Annotated in this window: 18 protein-coding genes; 12 read left to right on the forward strand and 6 right to left on the reverse strand. The window is 74.7% G+C overall.

The features are described from left to right. The 6 genes from JKP75_RS19295 to JKP75_RS19320 all read left to right on the forward strand — a co-directional run bounded on the left by JKP75_RS19295 (window position 1) and on the right by JKP75_RS19320 (window position 6,151). Window positions 1-501 carry a single-stranded DNA-binding protein gene (locus JKP75_RS19295; RefSeq protein ID WP_200489814.1) on the forward strand — a complete coding sequence of 167 codons (501 nt, stop codon included), beginning with the start codon at window positions 1-3 and terminating at the stop codon, window positions 499-501. A 39-nt stretch (window positions 502-540) separates the two neighbouring features. Beyond that, window positions 541-777 carry a 30S ribosomal protein S18 gene (gene rpsR / locus JKP75_RS19300; protein ID WP_200493416.1) on the forward strand — a complete coding sequence of 79 codons (237 nt, stop codon included), beginning with the start codon at window positions 541-543 and terminating at the stop codon, window positions 775-777. An 11-nt stretch (window positions 778-788) separates the two neighbouring features. Next, entirely contained in the window at window positions 789-1,235 is a 447-nt protein-coding gene (rplI, locus tag JKP75_RS19305; protein ID WP_200489815.1) for a 50S ribosomal protein L9, read from the forward strand. 619 nt (window positions 1,236-1,854) lie between these two features. After that, a complete protein-coding gene (dnaB, locus tag JKP75_RS19310) occupies window positions 1,855-3,225 on the forward strand; it encodes a replicative DNA helicase (protein WP_200489816.1) in 1,371 nt (456 codons plus the stop codon). 65 nt (window positions 3,226-3,290) lie between these two features. Continuing rightward, a complete protein-coding gene (locus JKP75_RS19315; RefSeq protein WP_200489817.1) occupies window positions 3,291-4,268 on the forward strand; it encodes a DUF2804 domain-containing protein in 978 nt (325 codons plus the stop codon). Continuing rightward, complete coding sequence (locus JKP75_RS19320) at window positions 4,265-6,151, forward strand: Ig-like domain-containing protein (protein ID WP_200489818.1); 1,887 nt, start codon at window positions 4,265-4,267, stop codon at window positions 6,149-6,151. Before JKP75_RS19315 ends, JKP75_RS19320 begins: the two co-directional genes overlap by 4 nt. A gap of 69 nt (window positions 6,152-6,220) precedes the next feature. Here the strand turns inward: JKP75_RS19320 and JKP75_RS19325 are convergent, their stop codons facing one another. Then, entirely contained in the window at window positions 6,221-7,423 is a 1,203-nt protein-coding gene (locus JKP75_RS19325) for an acyl-CoA desaturase (protein WP_200489819.1), read from the reverse strand. A gap of 25 nt (window positions 7,424-7,448) precedes the next feature. Beyond that, window positions 7,449-8,558 (reverse strand): ferredoxin reductase, encoded by a 1,110-nt coding sequence (locus tag JKP75_RS19330; protein ID WP_200489820.1) that lies wholly within the window; start codon window positions 8,556-8,558, stop codon window positions 7,449-7,451. A gap of 92 nt (window positions 8,559-8,650) precedes the next feature. Here JKP75_RS19330 and JKP75_RS19335 point away from each other — a divergent pair, with 92 nt between their 5' ends. From JKP75_RS19335 to JKP75_RS19345, 3 genes are read left to right on the forward strand one after another with little or no spacing between them, the layout of a single operon-like run. Next, window positions 8,651-9,859, forward strand: a complete 1,209-nt coding sequence (locus JKP75_RS19335) for a CdaR family transcriptional regulator (RefSeq protein ID WP_200489821.1) — start codon at window positions 8,651-8,653, stop codon at window positions 9,857-9,859. 10 nt (window positions 9,860-9,869) lie between these two features. Beyond that, window positions 9,870-10,454, forward strand: coding sequence for an alpha/beta hydrolase (locus JKP75_RS19340; RefSeq protein ID WP_200489822.1), 585 nt, complete (start codon window positions 9,870-9,872; stop codon window positions 10,452-10,454). Then, entirely contained in the window at window positions 10,451-12,634 is a 2,184-nt protein-coding gene (locus JKP75_RS19345; protein WP_200493417.1) for a CoA transferase, read from the forward strand. Before JKP75_RS19340 ends, JKP75_RS19345 begins: the two co-directional genes overlap by 4 nt. An 83-nt stretch (window positions 12,635-12,717) precedes the next feature. Here the strand turns inward: JKP75_RS19345 and JKP75_RS19350 are convergent, their stop codons facing one another. The 3 genes from JKP75_RS19350 to JKP75_RS19360 are packed head-to-tail and all read right to left on the reverse strand — an operon-like array spanning window position 12,718 to window position 16,248. Continuing rightward, window positions 12,718-13,323, reverse strand: coding sequence for a bifunctional 2-polyprenyl-6-hydroxyphenol methylase/3-demethylubiquinol 3-O-methyltransferase UbiG (locus JKP75_RS19350; RefSeq protein ID WP_200489825.1), 606 nt, complete (start codon window positions 13,321-13,323; stop codon window positions 12,718-12,720). Between the two features lie 10 nt (window positions 13,324-13,333). Continuing rightward, window positions 13,334-14,890: an FAD-binding oxidoreductase gene (locus JKP75_RS19355; protein WP_200489826.1), complete on the reverse strand. Its 1,557-nt coding sequence runs from the start codon at window positions 14,888-14,890 to the stop codon at window positions 13,334-13,336. Beyond that, window positions 14,887-16,248, reverse strand: coding sequence for a DNA polymerase IV (locus JKP75_RS19360; RefSeq protein ID WP_200489827.1), 1,362 nt, complete (start codon window positions 16,246-16,248; stop codon window positions 14,887-14,889). The genes JKP75_RS19355 and JKP75_RS19360 overlap by 4 nt, the downstream gene beginning before the upstream one ends. Window positions 16,249-16,278: 30 nt before the next feature. Between JKP75_RS19360 and JKP75_RS19365 the strand changes: the two genes are divergently transcribed. The 3 genes from JKP75_RS19365 to JKP75_RS19375 all read left to right on the forward strand — a co-directional run bounded on the left by JKP75_RS19365 (window position 16,279) and on the right by JKP75_RS19375 (window position 18,979). Further along, window positions 16,279-16,824, forward strand: a complete 546-nt coding sequence (locus tag JKP75_RS19365) for a DinB family protein (protein ID WP_200489828.1) — start codon at window positions 16,279-16,281, stop codon at window positions 16,822-16,824. A 269-nt stretch (window positions 16,825-17,093) separates the two neighbouring features. Continuing rightward, window positions 17,094-17,459, forward strand: a complete 366-nt coding sequence (locus tag JKP75_RS19370) for an NfeD family protein (RefSeq protein ID WP_200493418.1) — start codon at window positions 17,094-17,096, stop codon at window positions 17,457-17,459. Further along, window positions 17,456-18,979: an SPFH domain-containing protein gene (locus JKP75_RS19375; RefSeq protein WP_309230055.1), complete on the forward strand. Its 1,524-nt coding sequence runs from the start codon at window positions 17,456-17,458 to the stop codon at window positions 18,977-18,979. The genes JKP75_RS19370 and JKP75_RS19375 overlap by 4 nt, the downstream gene beginning before the upstream one ends. On the opposite strand, the gene JKP75_RS19380 is transcribed toward JKP75_RS19375, so the two are convergent. Beyond that, window positions 18,942-22,337 (reverse strand): DEAD/DEAH box helicase, encoded by a 3,396-nt coding sequence (locus JKP75_RS19380; protein ID WP_200493419.1) that lies wholly within the window; start codon window positions 22,335-22,337, stop codon window positions 18,942-18,944. The two genes, JKP75_RS19375 and JKP75_RS19380, sit on opposite strands and share 38 nt — an antisense overlap. Window positions 22,338-22,421: the final 84 nt, after the last annotated feature.

The following is a 22,421-nucleotide window of genomic DNA, read 5'->3' on the forward strand; positions in this document are numbered from 1 at the left end:
ATGGCCGGCGAAACCGTCATCACCGTGATCGGCAACCTGACGTCGGACCCCGAGCTGCGGTTCACGCCGTCGGGTGCCGCCGTCGCCAACTTCACCGTGGCCTCGACGCCGCGCACCTTCGACCGCCAGTCGCAGGAGTGGAAGGACGGCGAAGCGCTGTTCCTCCGGTGCAACGTGTGGCGCCAGGTCGCCGAGAACGTCGCCGAGTCCCTCACCCGCGGTTCGCGGGTCATCGTCAGCGGGCGGCTCAAGCAGCGCTCGTTCGACACGAAGGAAGGCGAGAAGCGCACCGTCATCGAGCTGGAGGTCGACGAGATCGGCCCCTCGCTGCGCTACGCCACCGCGAAGGTCACCAAGGCCTCCCGCGGTGAGGGTGGCGGCGGCGGCTTCGGTGGGGGCAGCGGCGGTGGCGGCGGCTTCGGTGGCTCCAGCGGTGGTGGCGGCGGTGCGAGCGACCCCTGGTCGACGCCGGCCGGCCCCTCCGACGAGCCGCCCTTCTGATCCTTCGATCCCTGTTCCACTGAACTCTGGAGTACTCCGGTGCCCAAGCCACCCATTCGCAAGGCCAAGAAGAAGGTCTGCCAGTTCTGCAAGGACAAGGCGACCTACGTGGACTACAAGGACACGACGCTGCTGCGGAAGTTCATCTCCGACCGCGGCAAGATCCGTGCCCGCCGCGTCAGCGGCAACTGCAGCCAGCACCAGCGGGACGTCGCCGTGGCCGTGAAGAACAGCCGCGAGATGGCCCTGCTGCCCTACACCTCGACGGCGCGCTGATCATGTCGACGATGAAGCTGATCCTCACGCAGGAGGTCACCGGTCTCGGGTCCTCCGGCGACACCGTCGAGGTCAAGGGCGGCTACGGCCGCAACTACCTCCTGCCCCGCGGGCTGGCCATCAAGGCCACCCGGGGTGCCGAGAAGCAGGTCGAGTCCCTCCGCCGGGCGCGTGCCACCCGCGAGGTGCGCTCGCTCGAGGAGGCGCAGGCCGTGGCCGGCCAGCTGTCCGGCCTCAAGGTCCGCGTCCCGGCTCGCGCCGGTGACGGTGGCCGCCTGTTCGGCCGCGTCACGACCGCCGACGTCGCCGCCGCGGTCACCGCGGCCGGTGGCCCGGAGCTCGACCGCCGCCGGATCGAGCTGCCCAGCAGCATCAAGACCACGGGCCAGCACGCCGTCACCGTGCGCGTGCACCCGGAGGTCAGCAGCACCCTGGCGATCGAGGTCGTCGCGGGCTGAACCGCCTGAGCGCGCCCTGAGCGCGTGCAGCGTCCCCGAGGGGCGTCGGACTCCGGTCCGGCGCCCCTCGTGGCGTTTCCGGGGCGCTGAGCCGCCTCGTGCACCCGCGCCACCGGCTCCTCTCGCAGCGAGATCGGCGATCTCGCGCTGTCGGAGCCCCTTAGCGCGCGAGATCGGCGATCTCGCGCTGTCGGGCGCCGGGAGCGAGCGCTGCGGGAGGGGTGCTCGGGTGTGGACGGGACGGTCCCGTCCGTCACGGCGACACCACGCGTGCCAACGCGGAAAAAACTTTCGGGGAACTTCCCGTCCACAGCCCGGGGACGGCGTCGGCGCAGGTGGGGCGCTCGTGGTGGGGACCCGCCCCCACGCCGTCCCCCGCCGTCTCCACATGTCGACACGCCTCCGTCCACCGACTTGTCCACATGTTGTGCAGATCGAGGTGTTGGACGCCGCCGCTCCGGGTTCCTAACGTCGTCCCCAGCTCTCCGGGCTCGAAGTGTCAGTGCCCGGCGGTAGCAATTCCCCGAACACGCGTTCGGTCCGGCGTGCCCGCCGAACTCCCGGCTTCCCCTCGGTGAGCGGCGGTGCGGGCGCGCCTGCAGGAGAAGGAGGACGACCCGTGGCGGTGGCCGACGAGTACAGCCGGCCGATGGCGTCGGCGCCGGAGTACGACCGGCAGCCGCCGCAGGACGTGCAGGCCGAGCAGTCGGTGCTCGGCGGCATGCTGCTGAGCAAGGACGCCATCGCCGACGTCGTCGAGGTCCTGCACGGGGCCGACTTCTACCGCCCGGCGCACCAGATCATCTTCGACGTCGTCCTGGACCTCTACGGCCGTGGCGAGCCCGCCGACGCGATCACCGTGGCCGCCGAGCTCAACCGCACCGACCAGTTGTCGAAGATGGGCGGCGCGGTCTACCTGCACACGCTCATCGCCTCGACGCCGACGGCGGCCAACGCCGGCTACTACGCCGCGATCGTCGCGGAGCAGGCCGTGCTGCGCCGGCTGGTCGAGGCCGGCACCCGCGTGGTCCAGCTGGGCTACGGCGCCGCGGGCGGCCGGGGCGACGTCGACGACATCGTCGACCGCGCCCAGCAGGAGATCTACGACGTCACCGAGAAGCGGATGAGCGAGGACTACTCCCGCCTCGCCGACGTCCTCCAGCCCACCATGGACGAGCTGGACGCCATCGCCTCCCGGGGCGGCACCGCGCGCGGCGTCCCCACCGGCATCCGCGACCTCGACGAGCTGACCAACGGCCTGCAGTCCGGCCAGATGGTCGTCATCGCGGCCCGGCCCGGTGTCGGCAAGAGCACCCTCGGGCTGGACATCGCCCGCTCGGCCGCGGTGAAGCACCACATGCCCGCCGCCATCTTCTCGCTCGAGATGAGCAAGCACGAGATCACCATGCGTCTGCTGTCCGCCGAGGCGAAGGTGCCGCTGCACCACATGCGCGCCGGCTCGCTCAGCGACGAGGACTGGTCGAAGCTGGCCCGCCGCATGGGCGAGATCGCCGACGCCCCGCTCTACATCGACGACTCGCCGAACATGACGATGATGGAGATCCGGGCCAAGGCGCGCCGGCTCAAGCAGCGCAACGACCTCAAGCTGATCGTCATCGACTACCTCCAGCTGATGACCTCGGGCAAGAAGGTCGAGAGCCGCCAGCAGGAGGTCTCGGAGTTCTCCCGTGCGCTGAAGCTGCTGGCCAAGGAGCTCGAGCTCCCGGTGATCGCGATGTCGCAGCTCAACCGTGGCTCGGAGCAGCGTCAGGACAAGAAGCCGATGCTGTCCGACCTCCGCGAGTCCGGCTCGATCGAGCAGGACGCCGACATGGTGATGATGATCCACCGCGAGGACATGTACGAGAAGGAGTCCCCGCGGGCCGGCGAGGCCGACATCATGCTGGTCAAGCACCGCAACGGGCCCACCGCGAACGTCACCGTCGCCTTCCAGGGCCACTACAGCCGCTTCGTGGACATGGCCAACTGACCCGTCCCCGGCACGTCTGGTTCCACGGGAAACATCGCGCACCGGCCGCCCGCTAGCCTGCCGCGGTGCCCACCAGCGAACGCGAGATCACCGAGCCCGTCGACCTGTGCGGCCCCGACGGGCGGCTGAACCCGGCCGCGGTGGGCTGGAGCCGGACGCCGCTGCACCGCGCCAACCTGCGGGGCTGGGGGCGGGCGAAGCGCTGGGAGTACTGGGGCGTCATGACGCCGACCCACGTCCTCGGTGTCACCGTCTCCTCGCTGGACTACGCCGCGCTGTACAGCCTCTACGTGCTCGACCGGGCCACGGGGCACGAGATCGAGCGGGCCGACATCGTGCCGCTGGCCAAGGGCGTCGTGCTGCCGGAGCGCACCGGCACCGCCGCCGGCCGCGGCAAGACGCTCGCCTTCGACTTCGGCGGCACCCCGGCGGCGACCACGCTGAAGGGCACCGCCCCCGACGTCGACTTCGACCTCACGGTGCACCGCGCCCCGGACCACGAGGCGCTCGCCGTCGTCGTCCCGTGGAGCGCGAAGCGCTTCCAGTACACGGTGAAGGACGTCGCACTGCCGGTCACCGGCTCCCTCCTGGTCGCCGGCATCGAGGTGCCCGTCGGGGAGGGCTCGTTCGCCGTCCTCGACTCCGGCCGGGGCAAGTGGCCCCGCTCCATCACGTGGAACTGGGCCGCCGGCAGCGCCCCGGGCGGCCGCGGGCTGACCGTCGGCGGGAAGTGGACCGACGGCACCGGCTCGACGGAGAACGGCGTGCTGGTCGACGGCCGGCTGCACAAGATCGGCGAGGAGCTGCGCTGGGAGTACGACCGCACCGACTGGGAGCGCCCCTGGCGGATCTCCGGCGAGACGGTCGACGTCACCTTCCACCCCTTCCACGAGCGCTCGGCCGCCACCGACCTCACGGTCATCTCCTCGGAGACCCACCAGTGCTTCGGTGAGTTCACCGGCTGGGCGACCACCGACGACGGCGAGCGGGTGAGCGTCGACGGCCTGGTCGGCTGGGCCGAGGAGGCCCGCCAGCTCTGGTGACCCCCCGCCCCCGGCACCGCATGACGTCCGCCGCCGCCGCGCTGCTGCTGGCCGCGGCGCTGGCGGTCACCGCGACGCCCGCGGCCGCCGCCCCGCGGACCGCCGAGCCGCAGGGGCTCTTCCCCACCGACGCGCTCACCGTGCCCGATCCGGGGCAGGCCACCGGCCGGCGGATCGCGCTGCCCACCGGCGGCTGCGAGGGCGAGCAGCAGTGCGGCCTGGCCCGCCGGCTCAACCAGCTGGACGGCTTCGACCTCGACCCGCGGATCTCGGTCCGCTTCAGCGCCCCGGTCGACCCGGCCGAGATCGCCGAGCTGCTCTCCGTGGAGGACGAGGACGGCGTGCGCACCGGGGTGGACCGCGTCGTCTACGACCCGGCGACCTCCACCGTGCACGCCTCCCCGGAGCGGCAGCTGGCGCCGGCGACGACCTACCGGCTGGTGCTGGCCGAGGGGCGCGGGAACGCGGCCGCGGAGACCACCTTCACGACCCTGAGCGCCCCCGACGGGCTGCAGGACCTGCAGCGGCAGATCGACAGCGGGGAGGCATCGAGGCGGCTCGGGATCCGCCCCGGGCTGCGGGTGGAGGGCGTCTTCGCGGTCGGCGGGGCGGGCGGCGCCGTCGTCAGCCGGCTGCCGGACCGGGCGCCGGGTGCGGACCGGAACCCGGTGCCCACCGCCCAGCTGCCCGAGGGAAGCCGCATGGTCGTGGGCTCCTTCCTCGCGCCCAGCTGGCTGCAGCCCGACGGGACCATCCGGCAGGCCCCCACCGCCGGCCCCGGGCCGGGGCCGGTGACGGCCGAGCGGCTGCCGTTCGTGGCCGTCCTGCCGCCCGGTCAGGCGCCCCCCGGCGGCTGGCCGGTGACCGTCTTCGGGCACGGCTACACCGGCTCCACCGACGCGATCGGCCTGGCCGCCACCCTGGCCGCCCGGCGCGGCACGGCGATGATCGCCACCGACGTGGTCGGCCACGGCGCGGGGCCGCGCAGCGCCTGGGAGTTCGTCGAGGGCGGCCGCACGACCGTGCTGCCGGCCCACGGCCGCGGCGAGGACCAGGACGGCGACGGCGTCATCGAGGGCGGTGAGGGCTCCCGGGCCACCGGGGACGCCGCGGCCGTGTGGTTCCGGGACGCGCTGCGCCAGACGACCGCCGACCTGGTCACCCTGGTCCGATCGCTCGGCGGCACCGACGTCGACGGTGACGGCGCGGCCGACCTGTCCGGCGACGGTGTGACCTACCTCGGGCAGAGCTTCGGCGGCGTCTACGGCGCGCTGCTGGCCGGGGTGGACCCCGCCGTCACCCGGGCGGTGCTCGACGTCCCCGGCGGGCCGGTGGTCGAGTTCTTCCGGCTGTCGGACCACTTCCGGCCGATCGTCGGCCGCGCCCTGGCCGACGCCGGCCTCCTCGACGACGCGGACGACGGCTTCGACGAGCAGCTGCCCCTGCGCGGGCAGCCGCCGGTGGTCGCCGACGCCGCGGCGCTGGCCCTCCAGGACCACCTGGCCCGCGTCGCGTGGCTCAACCGGCCCGGCAGCCCGGAGACCTTCGCGCCGCTCGTCGAGCCCGACCGGGTGCTCGTGCAGGCGGCCTTCGGGGACGGGCTGGTGCCCAACCCCACCACGTGGACGCTGGTCGAGGCGGGCGAGCTGTGGGACCGGACCAGCCTCTTCCGCAACGACCGCACCGCGACCGCCGGGTTCGACCCGCACGCCTTCCTGCTCGACCAGGGGCTGTTCTGGATCCCCGGCCTGCAGGGCCTCGGGCAGGCGATGACGTTCCTGGCCGACGGCCGCGTCGTCGACCCGGACGCCGAGGGGGACGTCTGGGAGGTGCCGGTCGCCGATCCGGGGGTGCTGCGCGCGCTGAACACCGGCCCCCGCTGACCCCTGCAGGACGCCGGAGGCCCGGGACCGCGGTGCGGTCCCGGGCCTCGGGGTGGTGCGGACGAGCGATCAGGCGGCGGCGGGCCGTGCCTGCATCGCGCGGCGCACCTTCTTGCCACCGGTCGTCATCTTCCAGAGCTTGCCCAGCTGGGAGGGCAGGTTCGCCGGCGTCGTCTCGGCCAGCCAGTCGTTGGGCAGCGAGAGCCGGATGACCTTGTGCCACGCGGAGGCGACCTGCTGCGGCAGCGGCGCGGAGTGGTAGGTCAGGTCGTACCGGTCGAAGATGTCCTTCACCTTCGGGGCGATCTCGGCGTAGCGGTTGCTCGGCAGGTCGGGGAACAGGTGGTGCTCGACCTGGTGGCTCAGGTTGCCGGTCATGATGTGCATGGCCTTCGACCCGGAGATGTTGGCCGAGCCGAGCATCTGCCGCAGGTACCACTCGCCGCGGGTCTCGCCGTCGATCGAGGTCTTCTCGAAGGTCTCGACGCCCTCGGGGAAGTGCCCGCACATGATCACCGAGTGCGACCAGAGGTTGCGGACCACGTTGGCGGTGAAGTTCGCGGCCAGCGTCGAGACGAACGAGGGGCCCGAGAGCAGCGGGTGCAGCAGGTAGTCCTTGCCGGCCTGCTTGCGGATCTTCTTGACCACCTGGCGGGCGCGGGCCCGGAACTCCGGGTCGTTGCGGCGCCGCTTCGACGACAGGTTCTTGCCCAGCTCGAGGTCGTAGGCGGCGATGCCGTACTCGAAGCAGCAGGCGTTGACGAAGTTCCACAGCGGCTGGCCCAGGTACAGCGGGTGCCAGGGCTGGTCCTCGTCGACGCGCATGATGCCGTAGCCGAGGTCGTTGTCCTTGCCGATCACGTTCGTGTACGTGTGGTGCAGCTCGTTGTGCGAGTGCTTCCACTGGTCGGCCGGGCTGGCGCTGTCCCACTCCCAGGTCGTGGAGTGGATCTTCGGGTCGCGCATCCAGTCCCACTGGCCGTGCAGGATGTTGTGCCCGATCTCCATGTTCTCGAGGATCTTGGCGACCGACAGGCCGACGGTGCCCACGATCCAGGCCGGCGGGAAGAACGAGGCCAGCAGGACGGCGCGGCTGCCCAGCTCGAGCTTGCGCTGGGTGTCGATGACCTTGCGGATGTAGGCGGCGTCGGACTCGCCGAGGCTGTCGCGCACCTCCTGGCGGATCGTGTCCAGCTCCTTGCCGATGAGCTCGATGTCCTCGGCGGAGAGGTGGGCGATCGGGTTCTCGGGCTTCTTCTGGATGGCGGTCATGTCCGGCTCCTCTGCTGTGGATCGGTCAGTGGTCGATGGCGCAGGCGCCCGCGGGCGCGCTGATGCAGGTCTGGACGAGGACGCCGTCGCCGATGTCCTCCGCGGTGGTGATCTCGCCGGTGCGCAGGTCGCGCACGGCGCCCTCGCGCAGGGGCAGGACGCAGCCGAAGCAGATGCCCATGCGGCAGCCGCTGGGCATGAGGACGCCGGCCTCCTCGGCGGCGTCGAGGATCGGGGTGGTGCCCTCGACCTCGACGGTGGTGCCGTTCGTCGTGAACGTGACGGGGCCGCCCTCGCCGGCACCGGCGAGGATCCGCGGGCGGAAGCGCTCGGTGTAGAGCCGGTCGGCGATGCCCGCTGCGGCCCAGTGCTCCTCGAGCGCCTCGAGCATGCCGACGGGGCCGCAGGCCCAGGTGGCGCGCTCGTGCAGGTCGGGGACGAGCTCGGCGATCGACCGGGCGTCGAGCATGCCGGCGCTGTCGGTGTGCTGCTCGATCAGCCGGATCCGGCCCTCGGCGGCCATCTGCCGCAGCTCCGCGCCGAAGACGACGTCCTCGGCGGTCGGGGCGGAGTGCACCAGCACGGTGTCGGCGAGCCGGTCCGCGGCGTTGCGCAGGATGCCCATGACCGGGGTGATCCCGGAGCCGGCGGTGACGAACAGCGCCTTTTCCGGCGCCTGCTCGGGCAGGCAGAACTCACCGGTGGCCTGGTCCAGCTGGATGATCGTGCCGGGCTGCACCCGGTGCACGAGGTGGTTGCTGACCTTCCCCTCCGGGATGGCCTTCACGGTGATCGTGAAGCACCCGTCGCCGCGGCCGAGCACCGAGGTGATCGAGTACGCGCGCCACTGGCGGACGCCGTCGATGTCGATGCCGATGCGCACGTACTGGCCGGGGCGGTGCGGCTGCCAGTCCCTGCCGGGGCGGATGACGATGCTCGCCGCGTCCCGCGTCTCGGGCAGCACGGCCTCGATCCGGCCGCGCAGCGCGGCGCCGGAGCGGAGCGGGTCGAACAGGTCCAGGTAGTCGACGGGCAGCAGGGGCGTGGTCACCAGCTCGGCCAGCCGCACAGCACGCTTCCGCAGCGAGGCCAGGGGCGACCGCACCGAGTCCGGGCGGGGAACGGTCGTCGTCATACACCGACTGTGTCCGACTCCTGGATCAGTTACCTGTGTTCCCGACGTGAATCAACCGGTACGTTCTGTTCGCTGCGAACAAAGGGGGCGGGATGACCGGCGAGCTGACCGTCATGCCGGATGCCGTCGCCCGGGCCATGCGCGCCGAGCTGCCCTCGGTCGCCGAGCAGACCGTCGCCGAGATCATCGTCGAGGTCCCCAGCTACGCCGACGCCTTCTCCGGCCGGATGGGCCAGAAGATCCGCAACGCCGTGGAGCTGACCCTTGCCGGCTTCCTCGAGCTGGCCACCGCCGGGACAGGTGTGGACCCCAGCACGCCCATCGGCCCGGCGCTGGCCGCGGCCTACGAGCTGGGCCGCGGCGAGGCCCGCGACGGCCGGTCCATGGACGCGCTGCAGGCGGCCTACCGCGTGGGCGCCCGCGTCTCGTGGCGGGAGATGAGCGCGACCGCCGTCCGCGCCGGCCTGTCGGTGGAGCACATGGCGCGCTTCGCCGAGCTGGTGTTCGCCTTCATCGACCAGCTCTCGGCGGCCAGCGTCGCCGGGCACAGCGACGAGCTGGCGACGACGGGGCGGGTCCGCCAGCGCTACCTCGAACGGCTGGCCACCCTGCTGCTGGCCGGGGCGCCGGCCGACGAGCTGCTGGCCGCGGCCGAGCGCGCCGGCTGGACGCCCCCGCGCACGCTGACCGCCGTCCTGCTGCCCGAGGAGCGGGTGCGCGGCGCCATGGTGTCGCTCGACCCGCGGACCCTGCGGGCCACGGTCGAGCTGCCCGAGCTACCCGAGCGGGTCGGCGAGGGCGAGCTGGTCGTGCTCCTGGTCCCTGACGCCGAGGGCCGGTCCCGGCCGGCCCTGCTGCGCTCGCTGGACGGCCGGGGCGCCGTCGTGGGGCCGGCCCGCCCGTGGCCGGGGGCCGCCGACTCGCACGCCCGGGTGGTCCGCGCGGTGCAGCTCGGCCTGACCGCGGGCGGCACCGAGCCGCTGGACACCGACTGCCGGCTCACCGAGCTGGTGCTGCGCGCCGACGAGACGGCGCTGGCCGACCTGCGGGAGCGCGCCCTGGCCCCGCTGGCCGACCTGGGCGAGAGCGCCCGGGAGAAGCTCACCGAGACGCTGCGCTCGTGGCTGCTGCACCAGGGCCGCCGCGACGCCGTCGCCGCCGAGCTGTTCGTCCACCCCCAGACCGTCCGCTACCGGATGGGCCAGCTGCGCGAGCTGTACGGGGACCGGCTGGAGGACCCCCGCGCCGTGCTGGAGCTGGTCCTCGCCCTCGGGGTGCACGATGGGACGACGACGACGTGAGGGGTCCGGCGTGAGCGTCCTGATCGTGCACGGCTGGCAGAACCACCGCCCGGAGGGGCACTGGCAGCGCGAGCTGGCCGGGAAGCTGGCCGCGGACGGGCACGAGGTGCGCTACCCGCAGTTCCCGTCGCCCGACGAGCCGGTGCTCGCCGACTGGCTGGCGCTGCTGCGCGCGGAGCTGGCCGCCCTCGGGGCCGACGGCGGCGAGCGGGTGCTGGTCTGCCACAGCCTCGCCGTCCTGCTCTGGTGGCAGGCGGCGCCGTCGCTGGGGGCGCTGCAGGCCGACCGGGTGCTGCTCGTCGCCCCGCCGGCGGCCGACGTGCTGCGCGGCTTCCCGGAGGTGGCCGCCTTCGCGCCGCCGGGCATCGAGACGACGCCGCTGCCCGAGGAGCTGCGCGCGCGGGTGCGGCTGGTCGCCAGCGACGACGACCCGTACTTCCCCGGTGGGGCCGCCGCGCTGTACGCCGACCGGTTCGGCCTGGACACCGACGTGGTCCCCGGCGGGCAGCACCTCGACCTGCCCGCCGGCTACGGCTCCTGGCCCTCGGTGCACGCCTGGTGCACCGACCCCGCCACCCGGGTGGTCGCGCGGTGAGGGGGCTGCTCGCCGAGGTCGCGGCCGCCACCGGGCTGCCCGCCGGGCCGGTCGAGGTGAGCGGCACCCCCGGCCTGGGCGGTCCGCTGGCGGTCGACGAGCTGGTGACCGGCGCCGTCGCCGCGCAGCTGCTGGCCGCCCGGGCGCTCCGCGGCGACGACGCGCCGGTGCGGATCGACGGGCCGCACGTCGGGCTCGCGGTGCGCAGCGAGCGGTACGCCCGGCTGGCCGGGCGGCCGGTGGGGCTCGGCTTCGCCCCGCTGTCCCGCTTCTTCGCCACCTCCGACGGCTGGGTGCGGCTGCACGGCAACTACGCCCACCACCGGGCGGCCGCGGCGACCGTCCTGGGCTCGGAGGACCCCGCGCAGGTCGCGCGAGTGGCGACCCGCTGGCGGGCCGAGGAGCTGGAGAGCGCGGTCGTCGCGGCCGGTGGTGCGGCGGCCGCCGTCCGGACGCCGGAGGGCTGGGCCGCGTCGGAGCCCGGCCGGGCGGTGGCCGGGCTGCCGCTGCTGGAGCTGCGCCGCAGTGCCGAGGCCCCGCCCCGCCGTCCGCCGCTCGAGGGGCTGCGCGTCCTGGACCTCACGCGGGTCATCGCCGGCCCGGTGGCCACGCGGGTGCTCGCCTCGCACGGCGCGGACGTGCTGCGCGTGGACGGGCCGCAGCTGCCCGACCTGCCCGGCGGGCTGCTGGACACCGGCGTCGGCAAGCGGCACGTGGTGCTCGACCTGGCCGCGGCCCGCGACCGCGCCACGGTCGAGGAGCTGCTCGCCGGGGCCGACGTCGTCGTGCAGGGCTACCGGCCGGGTGCGCTGGACGCCTTCGGCCTGGACCCCGCCGCGCTGGCGGAGCGGCACCCGCACCTCGTCGTCGTCCGCATCTCCGCCTGGGGACTGCACGGGCCGTGGGCCGGCCACCGCGGCTTCGACTCGCTGGTGCAGGCCGCGAGCGGGATCGCGACGGTCTGCGGCTCCCCGGAGCAGCCCGGCGCACTGCCGGCGCAGGCCCTCGACCACGCGACCGGCTACCTCGCCGCCGCGACCGTGCTGGCCGGGCTGGTGCGGCAGCGGGCCGAGGGCGGCGGCTGGCACGGGGAGCTGTCGCTGGCGCAGACCGCGCGGTGGCTGCTGGACGCGCCGCGCGACCCGTCGTCCCCGGCGCCGGACCCCGATCCCGCGCCCTACCATGCAACGCCTGGACTCGCCGGGCGGGCCGGTCGAGGTCGTGGCCCCGCCTGGTTCCCCGCCGTGGACGTCGGCGGCCGTGCTGCCGCCGGTCACCGAACCGGCCTGGCGCGAGCGGTGACCGTCGACCTGGCCGCGGCCGGTGCGTTCCTGGCCGCGCACGGGCGGCTGCTCGACCGGCGCCGCTTCGAGCTGCTCACCGGCGCCGGGGACGCCGACGCCGTCGTCGCGGCCGTCGACGGCTACCGCAACCCCGACGGCGGCTACGGCTGGGGCCTGGAGCCGGACCTCCGCTCGGCGACCAGCCAGCCCGGCGGCGCGCTGCACGCGCTGGAGGCGTTCGCCGACCTGGCACCGGTCGCCACGCCCCGCGCGGCGCAGGTGTGCGACTGGCTGGCGTCGGTCTCCCTGCCCGACGGCGGCGTGCCGTTCGCGCTCCCGGTGCCCGATCCCGCGGCGTGCGCGCCGTTCTGGGTGCAGGCGGACGCGGCGACGTCGTCGCTGCAGCTCACCGGCGTGATCGCCGCGACCGCGTACCGGGTGCCCGGCCTCGACCCGGCCACGACCCCCTGGCTGGCGCGGGCGACGGCGTACTGCCTGGATGCGATCCGGGAGCTGGACGCCTCGGTGCACGCGATGGAGCTGGCGTTCGCGGTCCAGTTCCTCGACGCGGCCGGCCGCTCGGTGCCGGAGGCCGCCGACCTGGTCGACCGGGTGCGGCCCTGGATCCCCGCCGACGGGCTGCTGCACGTGGCCGGCGGGGCCGAGGGCGAGTTCATGCGACCGCTGGACTTCGCGCCGTTCCCCGGCGGCCCGGCCCGCGCGCTGTTCGCGCCGTCCGTGGTCGAGGCCGAGCTGGACCGGCTGGCCGCGGGGCAGCAGGACGACGGCGGCTGGACCGTCGACTTCGACAGCTACTCACCCGCGGCGGCGCTGGAGTGGCGCGGGCACGCCACCGTGCGGGCGCTCGTGCTGCTGCGCGCCAACGGACGCCTCTGAGGTGTCGTCTCCGGGCCACGCTGTGCGCGAGTCGGCAGTTCCGGGCTCCCGACCTGCCGACCGGCGCACACCGTCGGCGGGCCTCAGACCGGGCGGAGCACCGCGACGAGGAAGTCCGCGTCGGGGGTGAACGGGCGCAGGTCCCAGGTGGACAGCAGCAGGTCCTCGGCCCACCCGGTCGCGCGGGCGTCGGCCAGGAACTCGTCGAACTCGTAGCCGCGGCCGGCGCCGAAGCCGAAGACCGCCCGGCCGTCGGCGGCGATCACGTCGCGCAGCCGGCGCAGCACCTGCCGACGGGTGCTCTCGGCCAGGAACGCCATGACGTTGCCCGCGCAGACGATCGCGTCGAAGGCGCCGTCGACGCCGGCCGCCCGCAGGTCCAGCTCGGCGAGGTCCTGCACCAGCCAGCGCGGGCCGGGGTGGTCCTCCTCGGCGGCCGCGATCAGCACCGGGTCGCCGTCGACCCCGACCACGCGGTGCCCGACCTCGTGCAGGTGGGCGCCCACCCGGCCCGGGCCGCAGCCGGCGTCGAGCACCCGCGAGCCGCGCGGCAGCATCGCGTCGACCAGCCGCGCCTCGCCGACGAGGTCCACGCCCTGGGCCGCCAGCGCCCGGAACCGCTCGACGTAGGCGGTCGAGTGCGAGGGGTCCTCCTCGGTCATCCGCATCCACGCGCTCTGCTCGGTCACGCCCCCCGTTCTACACGGGGTCGACGAGCACCCCCGGGTTGAGGACGCCGGCCGGGTCCAGCGCGGCCTTCGCGGCCCGCAGCGCGACGGCGAACGGATCGGGGCGCTGCCGGTCGTAGCCGGGGCGGTGGTCGCGGCCGACGGCGTGGTGGTGCGTGACGGTGGCGCGCAGCCGGGTCAGCACCTCCATCGCGGCGGTCTTCACGTCGTCCCACATGGCGACCTCGGAGCCTGGCCGGCCGACCCCGACGACGGTGAAGTACGGCGCCGGGCCGTCCGGGTAGACGTGCGTGAACCGGCAGTTGACCAGGCCCGGCGCGCCGGTGACCTCGCGGACCGCGGCGCCCACCTCGGCCTGCACCGTCGCGTAGAGCTCGTCCACGCGGTCCCACGTGGTGGCGGTCTCGAAGGTCTCGACGACGGCGCTCATCCGCGCCAGCCCGTCCCGGCCGTAGGGGGCGCGCAGGAACGACGACCGCCAGGCGTCGGCGGCGGCGTCCCGGGGGCCGTCCGCGCGGGGTGCGACGACCCCGCCGTGGTCGCTGGCCAGGTCGGTGAGCTCGGCCAGCCGCGACTCCACCGGGTGGTGCGCGGACTCGACGCCCAGCACGAGCACGCAGCTCCCGTCCGCCGAGGCGCCCGAGGTGGCGGCCTCGCCGGCGTCGAGCAACCGGCAGTTCGCGGGGTGCAGGCCGGCCTGCGAGACGGCGCGGACCGCGCCCGTCGCGGTGGCCATGTCGCGGAAGGTCACCGACGCGGAGGCCTTGAACCGCGGCCGGTCCTGCAGCCGCATCCAGGCCTCGGTGATGACGCCGAGGGTGCCCTCCGAGCCGAGGAACATCCGGTCCGGCGAGGGCCCGGCGCCCGAGCCGGGCAGCCGCCACGACTCGCTGACGCCCACCGGCGTCACCACGCGCATCGACTCGACCAGGTCGTCGATGTGGGTGAGGACGGTCGCGAAGTGCCCGCCGGCGCGGGTGGCCAGCCAGCCGCCGAGCGTGGAGAACTCGAAGCTCTGCGGGTAGTGCCGCAGCGTCAGCCCGTGCGGGCGCAGCTGCTCCTCGAGCACCGGGCCCAGCGCACCACCCTGGATGCGGGCCGCCCGGCTGGTCCGGTCGATCTCCAGGACGCGGTCCAGCGCGGTGAGGTCCATCGACACCCACGGGCGCTCGCCGCGGTACTCGACGCCGCCGACCACCGAGCTGCCGCCGCCGAAGGGCACCACGACGACGCCGGCCGTCGTCGCCCAGTCGAGCAGCCGGACGACGTCGGCCTCGTCCGCGGGGTGCGCGACGGCGTCCGGCGCCCCGGGCAGCTCGCCGGAGAGCGCGCGGACGACGTCCCGGTAGGCCTTGCCGTAGGCGTGCCGGGCCCGGTCGTCGTGGTCGGTGGTGACCGGCAGCCCGTCGGGGGCGGTCACCCGGGAGGTGGGCAGGACGACGTCGGCGAGCGCCGGGACCGGCCGCGGCCGGTCGGGCAGCCCGGGCAGCGCCGCCGCGCGGGCGGTGCACTGCTCGTCGGTCAGCGCCTGGTCCTCCGTGCCCCAGCCCCACCACGACCTCGTCACCCGCCGCAGTCTGCCGCAGGGTCCTCTCGCCAGTCCGGCGGGTCCGCCGGGTGCAGCAGCGGGTCGTCCGCGGCGAGCGTGCGCACCGGACCGGGCGCGGTGAGCGGCCCCTCGAAGCGCACCGTCACCCGGCCCAGCCCGCGGCCCCACACCCAGCCGGCACCGAGCTCGTCGTGCCGCACGTCCTGCCCGGGCCACCAGCGCTTGTCCGCCGGCAGCGGCTCGGGCGGCAGGTCGACCGCGGTGCTGGTCTCCTCGGCGGCCGACACCGGTGAGCCGTCGTCCTCCTCGGCGAACAGGTCGCCCTGCGCGTAGAGCGAGAGCCCGGAGACCCCGACGCCGAGCAGCCGCAGGCCGCCCTCGGCACCGGCGTCGGCGAGCAGCCGGCGAGCGACGGCGGCGATCTGCCGGGCGTCGTCGGTGGGCTGCGGGAGCGTCTGCGAGCGGGTGAGGGTGGTGAAGTCGTAGCGGCGGAGCTTGAGGGTGACCGTGCGGCCGGAGAAGGCGGAGTCGCGCAGCCGCTTGCCGACCCGCGTCGCCATGGAGTCGATCTCCCGGCCCAGGACGGCGAGGTCGGTGAGGTCGCGCTCGAAGGTCTCCTCGTGCGAGACCGACTTCGCCTCGCGGTCGGGGACGACGGCGCGGTCGTCCTCGGCGCGGGCCAGCGCGTGGAGGCCCGCGCCGTGCGCGCGCCCGGCCAGCGCGACGAGGTCGGCGAGGGAACGGGCCGCGAGATCTCCCACCGTCTTGATGCCGACCTGGTGCAGCCGCTCCGCCGTCGCCGGGCCGACGCCGCCCAGCGTGGTCACCGGGAGCGGGTGCAGCAGGTCGAGCTCGTCGCCGGGCGGGACGACGACCAGCCCGTCGGGCTTCTGCAGCTCCGAGCCGATCTTGGCCATCAGCTTCGACGAGCCGATGCCCACCGAGCCGGTCACGCCCCCGGTGGCCGCGGCGATCCGCTCCTTGAGGGCCCGGCCGAGTTCCGTCACACCCGCGACCGACAGGTCGTGCCCGCCGGCGGCGAGGTCGACGTAGGCCTCGTCGATCGAGACCGGCTCGACCAGCGGTGACAGCTCGCGGAGCATCCCCATCACGACGTCGGAGGTCCGGCGGTAGGCGGCGAACCGGCCGCCGAGGAACGCCGTCCCCGACGGGCAGCGGCGCCGGGCCTCGGCGGTGGACATCGCCGAGCGGGCACCGTAGGCGCGCGCCTCGTAGGACGCCGTCGCCACCACACCCCGGCCGCCCACCCCGCCGACGACGACCGGCCGCCCGCGCAGCGAGGGCTTGTCGCGCTGCTCGACGGCGGCGAAGAAGGCGTCGAGGTCGAGGTGCAGCACGCTCGCCTCCCGCCTCACCCCTCCATCCTCCCCGCTACGTTCGATCCCGTGACGGACGGCGGGCAGGGCGAGCACGACCGCGTCGAGCCGCCGCCGGCGGGCGACGAGCTCGCCGTGCTGACCGGGTTCCTGGACTACCAGCGCGCGACGCTGGCCTGGAAGACCCGCGGGCTGGACGCCGAGGGCCTGGGGGTGACCGTGGCCGCCTCCACCGTGACGCTGGGCGGGCTGCTCAAGCACCTCGCCTTCGTCGAGGAGATGTGGCTCTCCCGGCGGCTGCTCGGGCGCGACTGGGGCCCGGCGTTCGCCGACGTCGACTGGGACGACGACCCGGACTGGGAGTGGCACTCCGCGGCCGACGACACCCCGGAGCAGCTGCGCGCGCTGTGGTCGGGCGCCGTCGAGCGGTCCCGGGTCATCCTGGCCGAGGCGGTGGCCGACGGCGGCCTGGACCGGCTCGCCGCCGCGAGCTCGCCGGACGGCACCACGCCCAGCCTGCGCTGGATCCTCGTGCACCGGATCGAGGAGTACGCCCGGCACAACGGGCACGCCGACCTGATCCGGGAGTGGATCGACGGCGAGGTCGGCGAGTAGCCGGTTCACCCGACTGTGGACAGCCGTGGCGTGGGCGTACCGGAACTGCGAAGCTGCAGGTCGGACGGGGACGAGGAGGGCGCGCGGAGTGGCAACGGTCTTCCTCGTCCTGGGTGCCGTCGGCCTCGTCGTCCTCGTGGTCTCGCTGTTCGTCGGTGAGCTCGACCTGGGCCTGGGCGACGCCGAGGGGCCCTTCTCGCTGCCGGCGATCGCGGCGCTGATCGGCGGCGTCGGCTTCGGCGGTGCCGCCGCCACGGCGCTGCTCCCGGATGACCTGCCCGACGGCGCGGCCGCGCTGCTCGCGGCCGCCGCCCGGTCTCGTCGTCGCAGTCCCCCTCGCCTGGGGTGCGATCCGGCTCTCCCGCGCGCTCACCGACATGCCGACCGAGCCGACGCTCACCCGCCACTCGCTGATCGGCGCCCAGGGCGTCGTCGTCTCCGCCGTCCCGAGCACCGGGTACGGGGAGGTCCGGCTCGCGCTGGCCGGGCAGCAGCTCAAGTACTCGGCCCGCAGCGCCGTCGCGCTGCCGGCCGGCACGCCCGTCTACGTGATCGACACCCTCAGCGAGACCGCGGTCGAGGTCGTCTCCACCGCTGCCGACCCCCTTCCCCTGCCCGGAGGCGACCCCTCGTGACGCTGCTCTACGCCATCGGTGGCCTCGCCGCCCTGGTCATCCTGCTGGTGCTGCTCGTGCTCTCCCGGATCAAGGTGGCCGGCCCGAACCAGGCCTTCCTGGTCACCGGGCGGCAGGGCCGGCAGATCACCGACGCCGCCGGCGTGGTGTCGCGGGACAGCTCGGGCCAGAAGGTCGTCATGGGCGCCAGCGTCTTCGTGCTGCCCGTCGTCCAGAAGCTGCACACGATGGACCTGTCCAGCCGCCGGATCCCGGTGGGCATCCGGGGCGCGGTGTCCAAGCAGGGCGTGAAGTGCGACCTCGAGGGCGTCGCGATCGTGAAGGTCGGCGGCACCGAGGACTCGATCCGCGCCGCCGCACAGCGGTTCCTCAACCAGCAGGAGGGCATCGACACCTTCACCTCGGAGGTGCTGGCCGGTGCGCTGCGCTCGATCGTGGGCCGGCTGACGATCGAGGAGATCATCCGCGACCGCGCGGCGTTCGCCTCCGCCGTCGCCGAGGAGGCGGAGTCCTCGCTGACCGGGCAGGGCCTGGTGCTGGACACCTTCCAGCTGCAGGACATCCAGGCCGAGGGCTCCTACCTCGCCGACCTGGGCCGCCCCGAGGCCGCGCGGGTGCTCAAGGAGGCCAGCATCGCCGAGGCGCGCGCCCGGCAGGCCGCGCAGCAGGAGCAGCTGCTGGCCGACGAGGCGATCGCGGTCGCCCAGCGGCAGCTGGCGCTGCGCCAGGCCGAGATCACCGCCGAGACCGACGCCGCGAAGGCCCGCGCCGCCGCGGCCGGGCCGCTCGCCCAGGCCGCGCAGGACCAGGCCGTGCTCATGGAGCAGGAGAAGGTCGCCGAGCGGACGGCGTCGCTGACCGAGCGGCAGCTGGACACCCAGGTGCGCCGCCCCGCCGACGCGCAGCGGTACAAGGTCGAGCAGGAGGCGGAGGGCCGCAAGAACTCGGCGATCCTCACCGCCGAGGCGCAGCGGCAGGCGACGATCGCCGCGGCCCAGGCCGCCGCCGAGCAGGCGAAGCTCTCCGGTGAGGGCGAGCGGGCCCGCCGCTCGGCCCTGGCCGAGGCGGAGGCGATCGAGGGCGCGAAGCGCGGTGAGGCCGAGAAGCTGCGCCGCCAGGCCATCGCCGACGCCGTGGAGCGCGAGGGTGCCGCCGAGGCGGCCGCGATCCTCGCCCGCGGCCAGGCCGAGGCCGAGGCGATGGACGCCCGCTCCGACGCGTTCGCCAAGTACGGCGAGGCAGCGATCCTGGAGATGCTGGTCAAGGTGCTGCCCGACGTCGTGGGCGCGGCGTCGGCCCCGCTGGCCGGCGTGGACAAGATGACCGTCATCTCCACCGACGGCGCGGGTTCGCTCGGCAGGTCGGTCGCCTCGAACGTCGCGCAGGGGCTGCAGCTCTCCGGCGACCTCACCGGCATCGACGTCGCCGCGCTGCTCCGCCGCCTCGGCGGCGCCCCTGGCACCGAGCCGGTCAGCATCCCGGTCACGGGCGACGGCGCGAACGGCAACGGGCTCGCCTGACCCGGGCCCACTGTGCGGGCGTTCTCCGGACGTTGCCGGGACGATCGCGCCCGCATCGTCCGGAACGGGTCCGCAGAGTCGCGCCTGCGGGGGCCGGGCGGGACGTCAGCTGAGCAGGCCGCGGACGTCGTCGGCGGTGAGCGCCCCGGAGCTCAGCCGCGCCGTCGTCGACCACCCGGGAGAACAGCGCCGACTTCCGCGCCTTGAGCTCCATGACCTTCTCCTCGATCGTGCCGACGGACACCAGCCGGTAGACGATCACCGTCTTGTCCTGGCCGATGCGGTGCGCCCGGTCGACCGCCTGCGCCTCGGCGGCCGGGTTCCACCACGGGTCGAGCACGAAGACGTAGTCGGCCTCGGTGAGGGTGAGGCCGAAGCCGCCGGCCTTGAGGCTGATCAGGAACACCGGCGCGGTGCCCGTGCGGAAGTCCTGGAGCACGGCGTCCCGGTCGCGGGTGCGCCCGTCCAGGTACACCCAGTCGATGCCCTCGGCGGTCAGCCGGTCGCGGATGCCGCGCAGGAACCGGGTGAACTGGCTGAACACCAGCACCCGGTGCCCTTCGGCGACCACCTCCCGCAGGTGCTCGAGGAAGGTGTCGGCCTTGCTGGAGCGGACGTCGGCGTAGGCGGGGTCGACCAGCGCGGGGTCGAGGCTGAGCTGCCGCAGCAGCGTGAGCGACCGGAAGATCGTCATCCGGTTCTTCGACATGTCCTCGACCAGGCCGAGGATCTTGCTCCGCTCCCGCTGCAGGTGGGTCTGGTACAGCTTCTCGTGGCGCGGGTTGAGCACCACCTCCAGCACCTGCTCCTGCTTGGGCGGCAGCTCCGCGGCGACCATCTCCTTGGTCCGCCGGCGCACCAGCGGGCGGATCCGGCGGCGCAGCACGGCCAGCTTCTCCGCGTCCCCGTCGCGCTCGATCGGCACCCGGTACTGCTCGGTGAACCGCTGCGGGTCGGGGAACAGCCCCGGCGCCACGATCGACAGCAGCGCCCACAGGTCCATGACGCTGTTCTCCAGCGGCGTGCCGGTCAGGGCCAGCTTGACCGGGGCCCGGAGCCGCCGCGCGCACTGGTAGGTGCGGGCCCGGTGGTTCTTGACGAACTGCGCCTCGTCGAGCACCAGCCCGCGCCACGGCAGCTCCGCCCAGGCGTCCTCGTCGATCCGGAACAGCGCGTAGGAGGTGAGGACGACGTGCGCACCGGCCACCCGGTCGCGCAGCGGCGTCCCGGCCTTCCGCTCGGTCTCCTCGACCACGGCCACCCGCAGGCCGGGGGCGAACCGGGCGGCCTCCCGCGCCCAGGTGGAGACCACGCTGGTCGGCGCCACCACCAGCACCGGTGAGCCGTCCAGCTCGCCGGCCTCGAGCGCGCGGACCAGCAGCGCGAGGGTCTGCAGCGTCTTGCCCAGCCCCATGTCGTCGGCCAGGACGCCACCCAGCCCGTGCTCCCACAGGAACGCCAGCCAGCCGTACCCCTCGAGCTGGTAGGGCCGCAGCTCGGCCAGCAGGCCGGCCGGCGGTGGCGGGGGATCGGTGAGCTCGACGTCGAGCAGACCGCGCACGGCGCGGTTCCACCGCTCGCTCTGCTCGTCCACGACCCCGAGGGCGAGCAGCTGCTCCCACAGCGACGCCTGGTAGCGGCTCACCCGGGTGCCCTCGCCGGGCACGTCCTGCAGCGCGCGGGCCTCCTCGATCAGCAGCCGCAGCTGCTCGAACTCCGGGCGCTGCAGCGAGAAGTAGGTGCCGGTGATCAGCAGCAGGCGGGTGCGCCCGGCGGCGAGCGCCTTGTACAGCGTCTCGAACGGCACGCTCTGGCCGTCGACGGTGACGCTGACCCCCAGGTCGAACCAGTCGGACTCCCCGGTGTCGCGGACCGAGAAGCTGATCTGCGGCGCCGCGGTGGAGAAGCGGTAGTCCGGCGGGGTGCCCACCACGGTGACCTCGACGTCCGGGTCGGCGCGCAGGGCGGGCAGGACCTCCGTGGTGAACTCCAGCGCCTCCATCCCGCTCAGCTCGGCCGTCTCGGCGAGCAGGCCGCCTGGCGTCCACAGCTCGGGCAAGGCACCGACCGGGCCGGGCAGCGCCTCGACGAGCGACCGCTCGGCCGCCGCGTCCCGGCCGTCGCCCCGGGTGGACGGCGAGTCCGGCGGGAAGGACCGCTCGGGGCCGTAGCGGACCGCCCAGGTGACGCAGGCCGCGGCATCGCCGGGGTAGCGGACCTCCACGGCCAGCCGGGGCGGGACGACGTCGGGCAGCTCCACCGAGCCGTCGGCGGACATCACCGGGACCGCCTGCCGCAGGCCCGGGAACCAGTCCCGCCGGAAGCGGTCGACGTCCCCGGCCGGGATGGTGATCGCCCCGCCCCGCGCGACCAGGCCCGCCAGAGCCGGTGGGGCCGGCGTCGAGAGGCGGGCCAGCACCAGGCCGGGGCCCTCGTCACCGGGTGGCCCGTCGAGGGTGACCCCGTGCGGGGGCATGCCGAGGAAGGACAGCGCGCCGGGGGCGACGGCGTGGCCGTCGACCCGGAGGACGGCGGACAGCTCGGTCGCGTCGCCGCTCCGGCGCAGGTCGACCGCGATGTCGGCCCCGTCCGCCGCCAGCACCACGGGCCGGGGCGGGCGGTCGGCGGTCATGAGCTGCACGCCGTCGCCGACCGCCTCGGCGAGCAGCCGCCACAGGCCCGGGCCGAACTCGTGCAGGTACACGTCGACCGGGGCGTAGGAGTAGTACTGGTTGCGCGCCGCCGAGTGCGTGGCGTGCAGCGCGCGCAAGGCTGCCAGGTGCGCCGGGTCCCACCCGGCCCGCGCGCTGTCGTACTGCAGCTGCTTCCAGGAGATCCCGCTGCGCACCCAGTTCCCGCGGGCGCCGGGGATGACCGGCCGCAGCCGCACCAGCCGCTGCCGCACGCCGGGAGAACCGACCGAACCGCGGCCACCCTCGGCCGTCTCGAACTGCAGGCCGATCGGCACGGTGCTGGCGGGCGCGGCGTCGGCGGCCGCGGACACCAGCTCCTCGAGCTGCTGCTCCCAGCCGGGGACGCCGGGCCGCCCGCCGCCGACGGGTCCCACCCGCGGCCGCAGCGCCAGCAGCACCGCGACGGCGTGCTTGCAGTCGTCACCGACCGGGCAGGTGCACGCCCCGATCCAGCCCGTCCGGCCGCCGTCGGTGCGCACCACCGTCGTCCGGTAGGGAGCGGGGTCGCCGCCCTGCACGTGCGCGGTGGCCCGGCGCCCGTCCTCGGTCAGCTTCAGGCCGAGCACGCTGCGCCGCGCGTAGGGCCGGGCCCGATCCAGGGTGGCCGGGCCGACCGCGTGGGTCAGGGCCTCGTCGGTGACCACCTCCTGCCAGCCACCGAGCACCCGGCCAGGTTACGACCGACCTCCGACGGTCCGGCCGACGTCGACGACCCTGCGGGCCGGTTCCGGGCGGTGCGGCCGCGATCG

The sequence above is a fragment of the Blastococcus sp. TML/M2B genome, assembly GCF_016612865.1.
Classification (GTDB): domain Bacteria; phylum Actinomycetota; class Actinomycetes; order Mycobacteriales; family Geodermatophilaceae; genus Blastococcus.

Excerpts from the sequence above, each read along its gene's own strand:
- JKP75_RS19325 (WP_200489819.1), bottom strand. The coding sequence starts at position 7,423 with ATGACCGCCATCCAGAAGAAGCCCGAGAACCCGATCGCCCACCTCTCC.
- JKP75_RS19335 (WP_200489821.1), top strand. The coding sequence starts at position 8,651 with ATGACCGGCGAGCTGACCGTCATGCCGGATGCCGTCGCCCGGGCCATG.
- JKP75_RS19330 (WP_200489820.1), bottom strand. The coding sequence starts at position 8,558 with ATGACGACGACCGTTCCCCGCCCGGACTCGGTGCGGTCGCCCCTGGCC.
- JKP75_RS19295 (WP_200489814.1), top strand. The coding sequence starts at position 1 with ATGGCCGGCGAAACCGTCATCACCGTGATCGGCAACCTGACGTCGGAC.
- JKP75_RS19370 (WP_200493418.1), top strand. The coding sequence starts at position 17,094 with ATGACCTGCCCGACGGCGCGGCCGCGCTGCTCGCGGCCGCCGCCCGGT.
- rplI (WP_200489815.1), top strand. The coding sequence starts at position 789 with ATGAAGCTGATCCTCACGCAGGAGGTCACCGGTCTCGGGTCCTCCGGC.